The sequence below is a fragment of the Paraprevotella xylaniphila YIT 11841 genome, from assembly GCF_900683745.1.
In the GTDB taxonomy this organism is placed as follows: domain Bacteria; phylum Bacteroidota; class Bacteroidia; order Bacteroidales; family Bacteroidaceae; genus Paraprevotella; species Paraprevotella xylaniphila.
This window is the reverse complement of record NZ_LR215980.1, coordinates 3095640-3111008: the sequence shown is the minus strand read 5'-3', so window position 1 is coordinate 3111008 and position 15369 is coordinate 3095640. Positions and strand designations below refer to the sequence as shown.

General features: G+C 42.4%; 9 protein-coding genes. 5 read left to right on the top strand and 4 right to left on the bottom strand.

Going from position 1 to position 15369, the window contains the following annotated elements; all coding sequences use genetic code 11:
* Positions 1-18: 18 nt before the first annotated feature.
* The 3 genes from E0E47_RS12980 to E0E47_RS12970 all read right to left on the bottom strand — a co-directional run bounded on the left by E0E47_RS12980 (position 19) and on the right by E0E47_RS12970 (position 2578).
* A complete protein-coding gene (locus tag E0E47_RS12980) occupies positions 19-648 on the bottom strand; it encodes a GIY-YIG nuclease family protein (RefSeq protein ID WP_118363594.1) in 630 nt (209 codons plus the stop codon).
* Positions 649-752: 104 nt separating this feature from the next.
* A complete protein-coding gene (locus E0E47_RS12975) occupies positions 753-2366 on the bottom strand; it encodes an RNA-binding domain-containing protein (RefSeq protein WP_130893911.1) in 1614 nt (537 codons plus the stop codon).
* Positions 2363-2578, bottom strand: coding sequence for a helix-turn-helix transcriptional regulator (locus E0E47_RS12970; protein ID WP_008767280.1), 216 nt, complete (start codon positions 2576-2578; stop codon positions 2363-2365). The genes E0E47_RS12975 and E0E47_RS12970 overlap by 4 nt, the downstream gene beginning before the upstream one ends.
* Before the next feature lie 663 nt (positions 2579-3241).
* On the opposite strand from E0E47_RS12970, the gene E0E47_RS12965 reads away from it, so the two are divergent.
* From E0E47_RS12965 to E0E47_RS12945, 5 genes are all read left to right on the top strand, one after another.
* Positions 3242-6946: a hypothetical protein gene (locus tag E0E47_RS12965; RefSeq protein ID WP_130893910.1), complete on the top strand. Its 3705-nt coding sequence runs from the start codon at positions 3242-3244 to the stop codon at positions 6944-6946.
* Between the two features lie 800 nt (positions 6947-7746).
* The gene (locus E0E47_RS12960; RefSeq protein ID WP_008627182.1) at positions 7747-8100 is read left to right on the top strand and encodes a helix-turn-helix domain-containing protein; all 354 of its coding nucleotides are present in this window, start codon (positions 7747-7749) and stop codon (positions 8098-8100) included.
* Positions 8087-8821 (top strand): ImmA/IrrE family metallo-endopeptidase, encoded by a 735-nt coding sequence (locus tag E0E47_RS12955; RefSeq protein ID WP_008627181.1) that lies wholly within the window; start codon positions 8087-8089, stop codon positions 8819-8821. Before E0E47_RS12960 ends, E0E47_RS12955 begins: the two co-directional genes overlap by 14 nt.
* Positions 8784-9308: a PIN domain-containing protein gene (locus E0E47_RS12950; RefSeq protein WP_130893909.1), complete on the top strand. Its 525-nt coding sequence runs from the start codon at positions 8784-8786 to the stop codon at positions 9306-9308. The genes E0E47_RS12955 and E0E47_RS12950 overlap by 38 nt, the downstream gene beginning before the upstream one ends.
* Positions 9309-9579: 271 nt before the next feature.
* Positions 9580-12702, top strand: a complete 3123-nt coding sequence (locus tag E0E47_RS12945) for a fibronectin type III domain-containing protein (RefSeq protein ID WP_130893908.1) — start codon at positions 9580-9582, stop codon at positions 12700-12702.
* Positions 12703-12822: 120 nt separating this feature from the next.
* Here the strand turns inward: E0E47_RS12945 and E0E47_RS12940 are convergent, their stop codons facing one another.
* Positions 12823-15264, bottom strand: a complete 2442-nt coding sequence (locus E0E47_RS12940) for a TlpA family protein disulfide reductase (protein WP_232038438.1) — start codon at positions 15262-15264, stop codon at positions 12823-12825.
* Positions 15265-15369 lie beyond the last annotated feature (105 nt).

The following is a 15369-nucleotide window of genomic DNA, read 5'->3' as shown; positions in this document are numbered from 1 at the left end:
ACAGCCTATAGTATGCCTTCACTCTTCAAATGGATACGTTTCGTCATAGACTTCACTTAGAAGACGGTCGTTGAAAAGCCAGTGTGGTGTGGGCTGTATATGTTTGACCTTGTAGCCTTTTAGCTTAGCAGAAAGTGCACTAATAGAAGTTTCTTCTCCTTGATAACACACTTTGCGCTCTGAACGAATGGTGACAGAAATTGACGGATCATCTTTCCAGATGAGAATATCACCTTTCTGCAATCCCATCTCGTAGAAATTGAGCGGTGGACGTTTTGCTTGTGCTTTTGTGCTGGCAGCTTTATCCTCATCAGTGAGGTCGTTCTGTATCTCATCTGTCACTTCTTCCGTCACATCTTCATGATGGAAAAGTTCGAGGATGGCTTGTGCCTGATCCACGTTGATACGGAAGAACTCACGATTCTGATTGATGCGCTGAGGTTCAAAGGCTTTATGAAGGGCTTTCTCAATTTTGAGACAATCACTTTTCTTGACCTTGCACGCAAATTTACACTCAAACGGAACGGGAACTCCTGTGGTATATAGTTCCTTCATCCGTTTATCAATGTCTTCCTGTGTGGTCATGCCTATTTTTACCAGTCCTGGCATCACAGGGTTTGTCAGAAGATAAACTATTCCGTATTCCATATCGTTGTGTTTTTAGAGACTATTGTACAGTTTGTCTTTGTTTGTAACTCTTTCAAATTCGTGCATCAGTGTATTGCCATTTCTGTTGGTAAATATATATGAGTTCATTTTTTACTCCTCCTATATTTTTGATTGCTTGCATTGGGATGCTCGGGATTGGTCATTTCAAGATAACCTGCCTCTACAAGTGACATTATATATGTTTGTCTATTCTTGCTATGATTCGTTACTCCTATTCTATCAAGAATTTCCTTGCTGCTGCGTGGCACACTACAGAAGTTTACAATGTCCTTTTGCTTATTTGTTATTTTAGGATGCTTGGTGTCTAAGTAAGCATTGAGAGTGTCAGAGTTAGTGTCTAAGTCTGTGTCAGAGTGTCCAAGTCCAGTGTCAGGGTTGGTGTCCAAGTGTCTAAGTTTGGTGTCTAAGTTGCCATTAACTTGGTTACTTTTATTGCTAGCTTGGTTACTTTTCTCGTTGACTTGGTTACCTACTGGCCTATTTATAGTAATCACAAACTCATTCGTCCTATCGTTATTGGTGAACGAGACATTCATATTCTCAGACAAGGCACGAAGCATACCACTACCTGCTCCTGTGTAGGGGAGCAAATGAATGGCATTTGTGAAAAGGAACATATTACGAGGCATAGAAGTTCCCACAACAATATCATCTACAGAAAGTCCATTGGGGAGTGTTCCGGGACTGTGTATCTCCACCCTGTCGTCAAAGATGAATATACGGATAGGGGCTGTCGCATTCAGCGAGCGATGCACTAAAGCATTTACGGTGAACTCAACAAGGCTGATGTATGGAATCTCCAATACACCTTGCGAGTTAAATTCATCCCCAACCTGTATATGGCGCAAGTTTCGGGTGAAGAAATCCATAATAGTCTCAAACTGATGAAGCAGATTGCCCTCAATGTCGGCATCATTCACCTTATCACGGAACTGCGTACCGCCAAGATTGTTGCCAACGAAGCAGATACACTTTGCTGTCATTACCGGAAGCCAACGCTGGGTATACTTGCCAAACAGTAGCATTGCTGCCACTGTGATTTTTCCGTCAGGACGAATGAAGCGTAGGTTACGCAACAGCTTCTCTCCATCGTGACCACTGGCGATAGCGGAGCAGACAGTATCTAAAGAGGCTTCGCGTAAAGCATCGCCCACCAGACCTTTTCTCACCAATACTTTTTCAAACTTGTTGCTTAGGAAGGTTTTGATGGTATTCTCGTCCAAGTCCTTAATCGTAGCATCTCTTACTCCTGCTTCATCAGGCGAGAAACTGCCGCAGTCGGTCATCATTTCGGCAAGCTCGGCATTATCGAACACTTTGCGCTTGTCGGCACCGTTCTTCACCCACACAATGCCACGATTGTCATGGTAAGGTTTATTCACCCCTTCTTTAATATGAGCCACAACAAGGCTTCCGTCATCCACAGAAATAGTTTCTACATCAACAAGGATGGCAGGAACAACATTCTCAGATGCGATGTTGCCAAGTGTATTCGTCGTTTCCTGTACTTCCAGATACGACAAAGGATTGACGCTGCCAGTTTTGTCCTTCACACCAACGACCAGTGTTCCACCACGTGCATTACTGAATGCCACCAATTCGCAGCCGATGTCGTAGCTGTCAAGGAGCCGTTCTTTGAACTGCACCTTACTGACCTCACCTGACTTTATCTGTTGGATAATATCTATTTCCTTCATTTCTTCAAATGTTTTTGGTTGAGCAGTCTACCTGCATCAATATTCAAAGCCTCTGCTATACGTAGGAGGTTTCTTGCGTCAGGTTGCATGGTATTCGTCACCCATTTGGAGACAGTAGCCCTGTCTTTTCCTAATTGTTCTGCCAGCCACTTACTGCTTTTTTGTTCTTCGGCAAGCACAATCTTCAGCCTGTTAATCATTTCTTTTTCCATAAAAGACATTCTCTTCGGTGTAAAGGTACAAATAAACCCTGAGAATCCCGGAGAAACACGTCAAAAAAGAGCGTCTTTTTTATAAATAATTGGTTATATCGTCAATATGTAATCTGCATTTGTTCCTTTGTGAGTAATAGATCTGCAACAAAACGCTTTTCCAAGACAGGGAGGGGATATAAAGGTTTTCTTAGTTGAATGGCATTCCTAAAAATAGTGGAACCGACTCGGTTGAGATGGTTTCTAACGGCTCATTGTTTCCTGTGTGGACACAACTTGTTGGTGGCGGCTTATCCTTAGTAGAACTTGTTTTCTCGTCGGGCTGCTACGGCTCTTTCATTTAACCTTGGCATTGTTTGATAACAATTTGAATAAGTTACATTTACTGCAAAATCAACCTTTATAAATATAAGGAATGCCTTGTTGGGGTAAGTTAAAAATAGCTTTTAACCGCTTAATACCCACAAACATTGAAAATTAGAGGCATTTTTAATGAAAGAGCCGTGTCCGGCTGTAACACAAAATTAGCATTTATGATTGAGTTGATAAAAAATTGAATTAACTTTGCATATTCGTTTCTGAAACAAACTAGTTTCAGACACACTTAAGGAAACACTGCCGTTAAAAAAACAAGCGTTTAGGCAAGATATATTTTAAAGTAGAATGAAACTCATTAAGGCCAATGACCTCAAACGATGGGCAGACACGTTGGAAATCCGTGGTTTGCTTCCTGAGTTAATACGCCGATTGGTGCATGCAACTAAGCCGCATCTTTCAAAGGTGTACATACCGACTGAAGAAAGCACTCATTCTGCCGGATGGGATGGCATTGTTGTTTCTGAAGACAATGACACTTATCTGCCAGCTGGTACATGTCTTATCGAGATGGGGACGAATGAGAAAGTGGCAACAAAAGCTAATGACGATTATACAAAACGTACGAATGGCCCATTAGAATTTGAGAAAGGAGAATGTACCTTCGTTTTCATCACTCCTCGCGAATGGCCCAAAGCGCCATCTTGGGAAGCAGACAAAAATAAACTGAATAAGTGGAAAAGGGTTAAGGTGATAACAGCCGTAGAATTAGAGGATTGGCTATCTTATTATCCTTCTGTCGCTTTATGGGTGGCAGAAAAACTTAACATTTCCCACAGAGAGAAAATTCAAAGTATAGAATCGTATTGGCGTCAATGGTCAACCAACGATAAAGGACAACAACTTTGCTATAGTGTTGCCGTTGGAGGACGCGAGGAATCTGTCAAAGAACTTCTGGAGAAAACAGAAAATCATATAGCAATAGATGTTTGTTCCCATTCTGTAGAAGAATCGCTCGCATTTGTCGTGGCTGCTATATTACAATGCGGAGATGACAATCTTAAAAACAGAGTGGTTATTGCAAAAGACAATGAAACCACAGGCTTATTGGCTTCACAATGTTCCAATATGGTTATTATCTCTAGTGGAGATGATAAAAACATTAATCCAAACGAGAATTGCTTGGTGTATGTTACACATCCATCTGCAAGAAGCAGAAGTGGAGTGTCTATCATTCTACGAACACCAGAGCCTGACGATTTTATTAATGCTTTAAAAGAAAGCGGATTTAATGAAACGCAAGCAAGGCAGCTTTGTTCTGATACAGGGCGAAGCACAGCTATCTTGAGAAGGAAACTTGGTTTTGAACGCAACAACCCTGATTGGGCGAAGCCTGAAAATATCAACCAATTGCTTCCGGCTCTTCTGATAGGACGTTGGCTGAATAATTTGGAAGGGGACAAAAAACTAATTGAAGAGCTTTCTGGGATGGAATATTGCCAATTCGAAAATGTTATTCAGACATTTGCTAAAGGCAACGACAGTCCTTTTGGACTTATTGATAATCTATGGTATGTTATATCTCCATTTGACGCTATAAATTATGCAATAGATTTTATCACACCCCAATACTTAGATAGACTCTCTGTCATTATTGACAAAGTCGCAAATGATATTGACCTTGATGACAAAAAGGCAGCCACGACTGATTCCTTATTCTGGCAAAAACATAATACGAAGTATAGCTATTATGCTAAAGAAGGGTTATTCTTGACATTGGTGTTATTGGCTCTTCGAGGTGACAAAAATGCTCAACTGATTCCGTGGGTTGACGAAAAGGTTAGAGCAATATTAAATATAAACACTTTAGAATGGTGGTTTGGCTATTGCAAACAGAATCTGATATCTCTCTTGGCAGAAGCTTCGCCTCAGGTTTTTATTCAGAAAATTGAAGATGATGTGATGAGCGATAATTCTATCATCCGTGAGATGTTCCGAATCAATTTTGAGCATACCTCCTTGTGGGGTAATAGTTCGCACTATGGATATGTTTTATCTGCATTGGAAGACTTGGCCTGGCCTGCAGAGAATCTTTCCAGAATTAGCCGAATCCTATTTGAACTCTCGTCTTTAGGGAAGAAAGAAGGGTATGCTGGAAATCCTTTTGAGTCGTTGTGCAAAATATATTGTCTCTGGATGCCTAAAACAAAAGCAACCGTAGAGCAATGTTTTATGGTACTTGAATCCATGGCAGAGGAGTTTAGACCATTTGTTTTCAGACTTTGTAGATGTTTAGTGAACTATAGCCGTCAATCACAAAGCATTAATGGCCGTATAATGCGGTGGAGATATTTCGGAGAAGACGTTAAAGCCGTGACAATGGATGAGTTTTTGACAGCATTAACAGCTACAGTGAGGATGTTGATACAAAATTGCGATTATAGCAATGATGCTATTGAATGCATGTTGGAAACAGCGACTGCTCCTGACTTGCCTGCTCATCTTAGGAAAGAAGTCCAAGATGCGATTTCTTCAAATATAGATTTTCTGAAAGGTAAAAATAAGTTCTGTGACAAAATAAGAGAAAAAATATATCATTTTGAAGAAGCCCGTGATTCAGATTGGTGTATAAGTGATGATGAGATGAACTGGCTAAAAAATCTCTTAGAAGTCATATTGCCAGATGATATTATTGAGGCTAACTTGTGGAAATTCAAGGCTTTCTTGCCTATACATGAACTGCATCGGAGAGAGGATGATATATGTAAGTGGACAGAAAAACAGTTGAATTTCAGAGTAGCTGCCGTGAAAGAACTGTACAAGCAGATAGGATTCGATGGTTTAAGAAAGATTGCCGAGAAATCTGAAGACAAATATCAAACAGGTCTTGCATTTGCAAAATTCAAGACCACATACCCGATGGTTGATTTTGTTATAAACGAAGGTTTTGACAATCAACTTTTAGCAGGATTCTTTGTCTCTTTATTCAACACAAACAAGGAACGCTATTGGAAAGTGGTGAGGAAATACAATAATCGGAATGATATTCTTATTAGCATCGGAACAAATGAAGAATTAACCAGATTTGTCGAAACTCTACCAGAAGAAGCTAAGAAAAATTATTGGAAGACCGTATCTGTTTGGTGCTATTCTGACGATACGCTGAACATAATGGCAGAGCAACTGCTTAAAGTGGGTAGGTATGGCGATGTATTATCTTTGCTACGTCATGTCAGTTATGGTGGGAAGGACATTCCTGTTGCACCAGCCTTTAATGCCTTACAAGGATGGTTGAACAATATTAAAACACCAGAATTGGAGCAGTACAAGCATGATGCAGAAAAAATACTGGAATATCTTGATAAAAATCCAAATGTCAAAGATGAACAAATAGTTAGTTTAGAACTTTTACTTAGCGAAATTTTCCATCTGGATTCTGATTGTCGCCTGTATCATTCTATTTACACAGAGCCAAAAAGTTTGTTAGAACTAATATCATTTGCATACCGTGGAGATGAAGATTTTGACGATAAGACTTATTCTGATTCAGAGAGAAACATCGGGTTGCTTTCACTGCGTTTTATCAAAGGCCATGTAAAAAGTTGCCCTGGATTGACAAAAAACGGGACATTAGATGAAGATGCTTTGATGAAATATGCCGATGAATTTATGTCTCTTGCAAAAAGAGAGAAGTATTTTCGTGCTGCAAAGATAGTGTTTGGCCAACTGTTAGGCAACATTCCTGACAGGGAAGACTACCCACAGGATGTTCTCTGTAAACTATTGACAAAATATAGTGAACATGGTCGTGACAAATCAATCCTAAATTCTTTTCGATGCCAGTTCTTTAACAATCGTGGTATGACCTCACGTCTGCCCTACGATGGAGGACGAATTGAAAGGACACGAAGTGAGAAATACAAGAAATATGCAGATAAGACACGCTACACGTACCCAGATGTCGCATCAATCTTCGACTCATTGAGCCGAGATCATGAATATGATGCACATCGTATGGACAATCAAGCTGAATTGGCAAAAATTGGGTATTAAAATATGAGGCGATATTTACATTGACTATTAATAAAAGTAATAGTACTGTATGCTTAATGGGTTCAACGGCAATATGCAATCTCTCAAATTCTGCGTAAACAATGCGTAAACAAACGGTTTCAGTTAGGGGGGATTTAGTGAGTTTCATTGTAAATGACGGATTTTACAACTGACTGATATTCAATAAAGATTAATAAAACAGACTATCACAGAACATCATCTTATCGTTCTCATAATCTGGAGGTCCCTGGTTCAAGCCCAGGCTGGTCCACAAGACATAAAGCAAAGAAAATTAAGCCGTTATAAAGAAATTTGTAGCGGCTTTTTCTTTACACACAAAAGTTCATTGCACACAATTTGCACACAGTTCCGAGAAGTCTGATAATCAATGATAAACGAAACACATCGGTAAATTGTACCACATTCCATCTCGTTTCTTTCATAACTATTGCCTTATCGGTTGAGGCTTTTCACCGATAGTATAATACAAATAAAAGGAATAAGCTACACACCGGTAGTTATCCCTTTTGTTCGCAATAAAATCAAGCGAGAAGTATGTACATCACAATTTTCCTGTTTTCATGCGCCTTAATATATCGCAAACTTGATTCATGCCTGCACATGGCTTGCCAACAAATAAAGTACAGACATCTCTAATTTTTCTTTGATTTGACTTTCTTCTCTATAATCTGTTGTTTCAAATTTATAGAGATAACTATAAATAAGCGAACTAATCGTGGCAATATTTGTTTATATAATAAATTAAAAGTAATTTTGCCACAGAACTAAAAGAGGCACTCATGAGAACGATAAATCAAATTATTGGAGAAAATCTAAAAAAGATTAGAGAGCTGTCTGGCTTCACACAAGAACAGATAGCCAAATCTATTGGGATTGAGCGTTCTGCATATAGTAATTATGAAGGAGGCACTAGGGAAGTTCCGTATGATATTTTAGAACGAATCTCAAACATGTTCGGTTGTGAACCTTTCATTTTGTTTGAAGATAATATCCAAGCTGATAATGAAATTATGGCTACTGCTTTCAGAATTTCTGATTTGGAAGATAATGACTTAAAAGAAATCGCAAATTTCAAGGACATTGTGAAATCATATCTTAAAATGGAACGAATTGCACAGAATGAAGCCGAATAAGTTTATCATAGAAAAACAAGTATCAGCATTTCGCACAGATAATGGGCTTAGTGCATCCGAGCCTGTCACATTGAAAAGTCTGCTTTTGAAATTGAACATACTTACAGTGTTCAGACCTCTGTCTGACAATTTTTCAGGCATGTGTTTAAAGGACAATTCCGGGCATCGTTTTATGCTTATCAATTCCAATCAGCCACGTGGAAGACAGCATTTCACAATTGCCCACGAATTATATCACTTGTTTATAGAAGAAAAGCCTACCCCGCACAAATGCAACCCCGGATACAGCAAGAACTTTGTAGAACAAAGTGCCGACATGTTTGCTTCTTTATTATTAATGCCTGAATCCGGAATCTGCCAACTGGTACCGGAGAATGAATTAAAGACTAAAAGCATTTCTATGGCAACAATTTTGAAACTTGAACATTACTTCTCTGTTTCTCGTTCGGCCTTGTTGTATAGATTGTTAAATATAGGCCTCATTTCAGAAAGTACACGTTCCCAATTTGCTGAAGTAGGAGTAAAAAACTCTGCAAAATGTTTCGGATATGATACGGCTTTATACGAAGCTGCAAATGAAGGTTTGGTTATCGGTGATTTTGGAGAAAAAGCACGTAATTTATTCGATAAAGAGAAAATCTCGGAAAGCCATTATATGGAGTTGCTCGGTAAAATAAATATCAATGGGACACAAGAAAACGAAAATAGTACTCGATGCTGATGTGATTATCCATTTTATAGAAGCGGGTAACTTTTCACTATTACCGGATATATTCCCCGAATATGAATATATAGTATTGGATGTGGTTTATAATGAAGTTTCAAAGAACTCTAAAACAAGAAATCTCATTGACAATTATCTTCGTTATTTCTCAAAATTAAGAAAAGAGACTTTTTCTCCTAAAGGTGAATCTATGAAAGAATACTTCTCATTACAACGTAGATTGGGAAAAGGCGAAAGTGCCTGTATGATTTATTGCAGGGATAACCAAGATGTTTTAGGGAGTAGCAATTTAAGGGACATAAAAGAATATTGTTCTCAAAATAGTATTACTTATCTGACTACTCTTGACTTCCTATATTACGCTTATTGCAAAAAGAAAATGACACAACAAGAATGTACTGAATTTATGCAAGCTGTAAATGATGCAGGAAGCAGGCTTCCTATTATTGATATAACTCTATATAAATGCACCGTGCAAATCTAATTGCGCACATCTTAGGAAAAACGAAGGATACAAAGAGATGTTTTACTATAAAAAATCAACGGCTTACAAAAGATATTCGCAAGCCGTTTTATTTCAACTATATTACTTCACAAACCCGTCTCACGGCGCTGTTTACGAAGATTCTACGTGAAATCAGATGTATTTCTACCCTGCAAAAAGAATGTAAAAGCAACGCAACTGGCTCTTAATAAGTTTACTCTATTTTTGTTGCATCAAAACTTGACAACATAAACTTTAAAAGAAAAAAAGAATGAAAAAGAGAATGCTGACACTTCCGTTGCTTTCGTTAGCAATTTGCGGGTATGCCCAGGCACAAGCCGACTGCATAGAAGGCAACCCTGTCATGAAAATCAATGAGACGTCCACGTTCGAGGCTCCCAAAAATGAAACTGCCGCCCATTACGATTGGAGGACTCCTATCGGTTGCAAAGTCATATCAGGACAAGGAACACCTACCGTCGAAATTTCATCTTCCTTTCTATCACAAGACAGCCCGGTCCGCCTGATAAGAACATTTACCGATGAACACAAAGATACCTTGGAGACTCCTATAAAATTCTGCCGCTACGTGCAAAGCATACAAGACCACACCATTGCTCCGGGAGAGACAATAAATATAGGAGGAAAAGATTACTCCGAAGCTGACATTTACTACACACCGGCCGAAGGTGAAAACGCCTGTGGACAAGTCGTGGCACACCGGCTGACCGTGGAGCCTAAAACCGGCAGCTATGCCGATATGACGAAACCTTACCTCCAAAGCGCGGAAGATACCGCCATCTGGATTAGTTGGAAAACCTCTTTCGAAAACACCCCTAAAGTCATTTACGGAACTTCAAAAGACCAACTGACGCAGACCTTAGAGGGTACCATTGACAATCTTTCAGAAGACGGTTTCCCATATTATTGGAACTCCATCCGCCTCACCGGACTGCAACCCAACACGGTGTACTATTACCAAGCTATCAGTGACGACAAGAAAAGCAAAGTATGCCATTTCCGCACCATGCCGACCCCCAAAAGCCATGAGCCCATGCGCATTCTGTTAATGGGTGATCACCAAATCAAAAGCCGAAGCGGATATGAGTGGCTAATGAAAGCAGCACAACGTAAAATCGAAGAAAAATATGGCGACCTTACCGAAAACATCAACATGATTATGAATATCGGCGACCAAGTGGACGTAGGTACATTGGACCAATACGAACAGATACACCTGTTCAAATCGCAACTCATGTCACCTTATCTCCCCATCATGACAGCCGTGGGAAACCATGAAACTTATAACGACCCAGGTATGCAGAGATATGCCGCACATTACCACTATGAGAACCTTACCTACCAAGGTATCAGCAGTGGCACGGAAAACTATTACGCCTACCAAGCCGGCCGTATCCTTTTCGTTGTTTTGTCCACTGAACATACCGGCGATGCCCAAAAAGAATGGGTGAGAAAAATTGTAGATGCTGCCAAAAAAGACGATTCTGTAGACTTCATTATCAGTGTAAACCATCGGCCTATCCAAGCTGAGCAATACGTTGGTGACATCTCGGCATGGGTTAGAAATGAAATCATACCCATCCTGTCCGAGACTCCGAAGCACGTACTGAACTACGGAGGTCACCACCATTTGTACCATAGGGGGCAGTTGACCGATTATCCGCTATATCACATCATTAACGGCGCTGCCTCTTGGGATCAAATGTGGGGCATGTCTTCCGAACAAGACTACGATGACGTACAAAAAACCATTGACTATTGGGGCTACCAGATTTTGGAGTTTGATTTCGATAAAAAAGAAATGAAGGCGGAGTGTTATGCCATCGGTAACAAGGAACTGGTCGTGGACAATATTCTAATAGATTCCTTCAGTCGCACTTTGGGTAAGGCTGCTCCAAAAAAGCCGGAAATCAAGGAAATAACAGAAGAGACCATCACCCTGCCTTATACGTTCAAAGGAAGTCCATATAAAACCACTACGGATGAACAACTAAATAGCGTACAATACCAATTCTCACTCAACCAAGACTTTTCTACCATAGAATACAACAAGGTACACGACGTCGAAGACCTTTACGGTTCTACGGGGAAACCCTTACACATCCCCATTGACCTCAATGAAAATATAGACATCACCCAACTTACCATTGAGAAAAACAAACTGATAAACGGTACCTATTATGTAAGGATGAGATACCGCGATACCAATATGGAATGGTCGGAATGGTCAGACACCAGACAGTTTACCGTAGAAGGAAGTATAGCAGGCAAGCCTTCCATTTCCATAACGGACACAAGCGTAATACCGGGAGAGACCATTACCATCGACTACAAATATGCTCCTGAAGGTCAAAACGCATGGATCGGCATCTACCGCAAAGGAGAAGAACCGCATTCCGTTCTTTCGTACAAATGGAAATATACCCCGGCTCAATCCGGTTCAATGAATTTCACCATCGACGAAACCAACGAATACTATGCCGTGCTATTTGAAGATGAGGGATATACGGAAATCAGCGAAAGAATCCCGTTCTATGTCGGTCCCGAACCGCAAATCAGTTTGGAAAAGAGCGAATTCGAAGAAGGAGAAGACATCGTGGTGACCTACTCCAACGCACCGGCCCTGAAGAACGACTGGATTGGCATCTACAAGCGGGGAGAAGTTCCCGGCACAGCTGATACATCCGACTCATGGGATTACCTCGGCGGAAACACCGAAGGCACACTCACTTTGGCGAAAGATCTGCCCAAAGGATATTATTTCTTGAATTACTTCACCTTGGGACAGTACTTCGAACCGCGTGAACGAGTTTATTTCTCTGTAGGCAAAGACATATCTTCGCTGTCTACCGACAAGACGGAATTCTCCACCGATGAAGCAATTCTCATCCACTACAAGGACGGTCCGGGTACGCCGAAAGACTGGGTAGGCGTCTACAAAGATGGCAAAGACCCCAACGTGGACGAGCTTGACGGTTTCTATTACACTTACGGAGCCACGGAAGGAACCGTGAGCATCAAAGCCGGTACGCTCGAACCCGGAAACTATTTCAGTGCCCTGTTCATTAACGATTCCTATGACGAGGTTTCCCCGAGAATCCAGTTCACCATAAAAGACGGCACGGGCATTAGACAAGCTAAAAACGAAGACGGCCCACTCTTCTATCCCAATGCTAACGGCTCGCTGCGTATCGAAGGTAACACCTATGAAACAGCCGACATCTTCAACTTGGCCGGAAACTGTGTGCGTCGCACGACTTTGACGGAAGGTAACTGCACAATCGACTTTACCGACCTGCCTGCCGGAATCTACATCTTCAATTTCCACAACGGGACGGATAACAGCATCGTACACAAAGTCATCAAGAAATAACCCACACGGAAATATCATTCCCCCAAAAAGGGAGTGCCGGAAGAGAGGCTATCAAACCGAGCCTTCTGGCACTCCCTTTCTTTTTGTTTTTATCCTCGCCCTTTGGTCATCCGTACCGGATTATTGCCCGGATAGAACCAACTGTTTTACCAGTCCCTCCAACGCGTCCAGATTACGAGGGTCTGCATTTACGTCGAGCACATGACCGTCTACACCGATAAGACGGTAAGAGGGAAAACAGTTCACTCCCAGATATTGTTCTATGGCTCGTTGTTGGTCGTCCGGAAGATTATAATGCACCACATTGTCACCTACCACGTTATATTGTTTGATGACGTTCTTCCACGAATCTTCCGCAGAGCGGTTGGCCAAGTAAAGGAACACCACGCCGTAGGGACGCATCCGCTCGAACAGTTCATGCGAATGAGACAAGGCTTCCTTACACGGCCCGCACCAAGTACCCCAAATGTCGAGCAACACGAGTTTGCCGCGATAAGGCTCCGTGAGCTTACGCAACAACGCCTCGCCGCCGGTCACGTCCTTCACGTCTTCTGCCGACCTCAGACTGCTCACGTCGGACAAGTCCCGATTTTGGATAGACACGTACTTCTCTTGTTCCCTGCTAACGATGTCCCATCCGCCCTCAAGCCTGATTCCCCATTCTGCCTTTGCCATCATCCTGTCCGGCAAAGGTTTCCGCATGTTATCAATCAGCCCGTAAAGCTTCCGGGCTAAATGAATTTGGCATAAAATACTGTCACACCCCACCGATTCCGCGTCTTCTTTCCAGAAATCTATATTATCTATCAATATCTCCTCATTTAAAACGTCCTCGAAACGTGTAACAAGCGACATGAAACGTTGGGATAACTCACTTTTCCCAAGCTCCACCACCATGCGTTGACGCAACGAATCCGACGGCTCCGCATTCAGCTTTTCCTGTAATTCCCTAACAGCCAGTTGATAAGCCTCCACGGTGTTTGACTCCTCCTCCGTCATCGAGATTTCACCTTGCTGCCGCAAACGCTTGAAGGCATTGAATACTGCATTGCCCCTCGCCTTGTCTTTCGCTTCTGAGAAATGGCCTATATAATCCCTCATCAATATGCCAAAATTCTGGCAAAGCGTATAGGGTTTGGAAGGACGCTGCCAGACTTTTGTCCGGACAAAGTCCACGTAATCTTCGGGTAACTGCCAATCGGGCACCGCAAACCGCGCCTGCATCATCGAACGACCCAACCCTGTCAAAGCAAAAGATTCCATAAAGTAACGGTAACGCCGCGAAAGGTTCGGATGCGCCTCCACACGCCGTGACAGTTCCTCTACCGCATGCCGATACTTATCCTCCATCTGTGTCCGGAATTCATCGACCGTCCCTTGCCCTTTCCGGAGATAACCATCCACGTACAAAGGAGGATGCGTCTGCAATTCGTTTTGAAACCGGACATCTTCTCCCATGAAAAGCACATGGCCGGTGGAGAAATCGTGCAACAGGAAATAAGTCTCCCCCGGCTCCACCACCGTGTTGACACCCTTCCGCCCTATGTCGATATAGATTTCCGACGTGTTGACCAACGGCACGCGCACGGAGAAACGCCCGGTCGAATCCATGGCTGCCACAAAGGATTCCTGTTTGTCCGTAAAGATGTTGTTGCGTAATATTTCCACGCTTCGCCCTTTCTCCCACGCCTCGGCAGGCATGTCCTTCATCCATCCCATGAGGGTCACGCTGTCGTCCGCACGGTAACCGTTGTCCTTGAACCCCTCCCGCAGGTCTCCCACGGGATAGTCAGGCAACGCCGTCCCCGTAATCAGACTGCACTCCACGGCCGGTTCCTTGCCCACGGTGATGCGACGCGTGCCGCGTTTTTCTTTGCCCACCTCCACAGCAAGCTGCTCTCCACCATAGGCAATCACCCATTGGCCACGCCCGTCTTTTCGTTCATCCCGGCTCACCACGTCCCAAACCTTGCCGTCGTATATCACGCCGTCGCCGGAAAAGCCGACAAACCAATCTCCCGTACGCACATCGCGCCAATAGGTGTCCTCTATCCCTTCGGGCCGATAATCCTCCGGACGGATATTGTAAACCGTCCATCCTCCCGGTTCTACCAGATTCATCTTTACCGTCCCAAGCGGTACGGCATCGAATGTCAACGTAAAGTCCACTTCATCGCTCTCAGGCATAGTGTACCGTTCCCCAAGGGGAATGCCCGAAGCATCCCTTACGGGAAAGTTCCGGCCATCCGTTTGCAATTCTGTCGTGCGCAGGATTTGAATCCAATAACCTGAAGGGTAATGTACATGGCACGACACTTCCGTGCGGTCCGCATGGAGCACCACCTTGGTTACCTCTACGATAGAATGGGTATAGCCCACCACAGGATGGTGCCAAACCACGGAATCGTTTGCCCAAGCACTGACCACGGCAAACGTAACACATAACAATGCAATAAGTTTCTGTTTCAAGTGTTTCATCATGGAATTATCTAAATTAACCGACATAAAATTACACAGTTTCTGAAACTCGGCAAAGTCATGCCCCGAGAAAATCTGGTACATTGTGTTTTTTTAGTATTTCCAACCCGTAATCCGGGTAAAAATACCCGTAATCCAGATAACAAACCTTCCAGTAAAACCGCGTATCTTTGTACCATTATTTTAAAA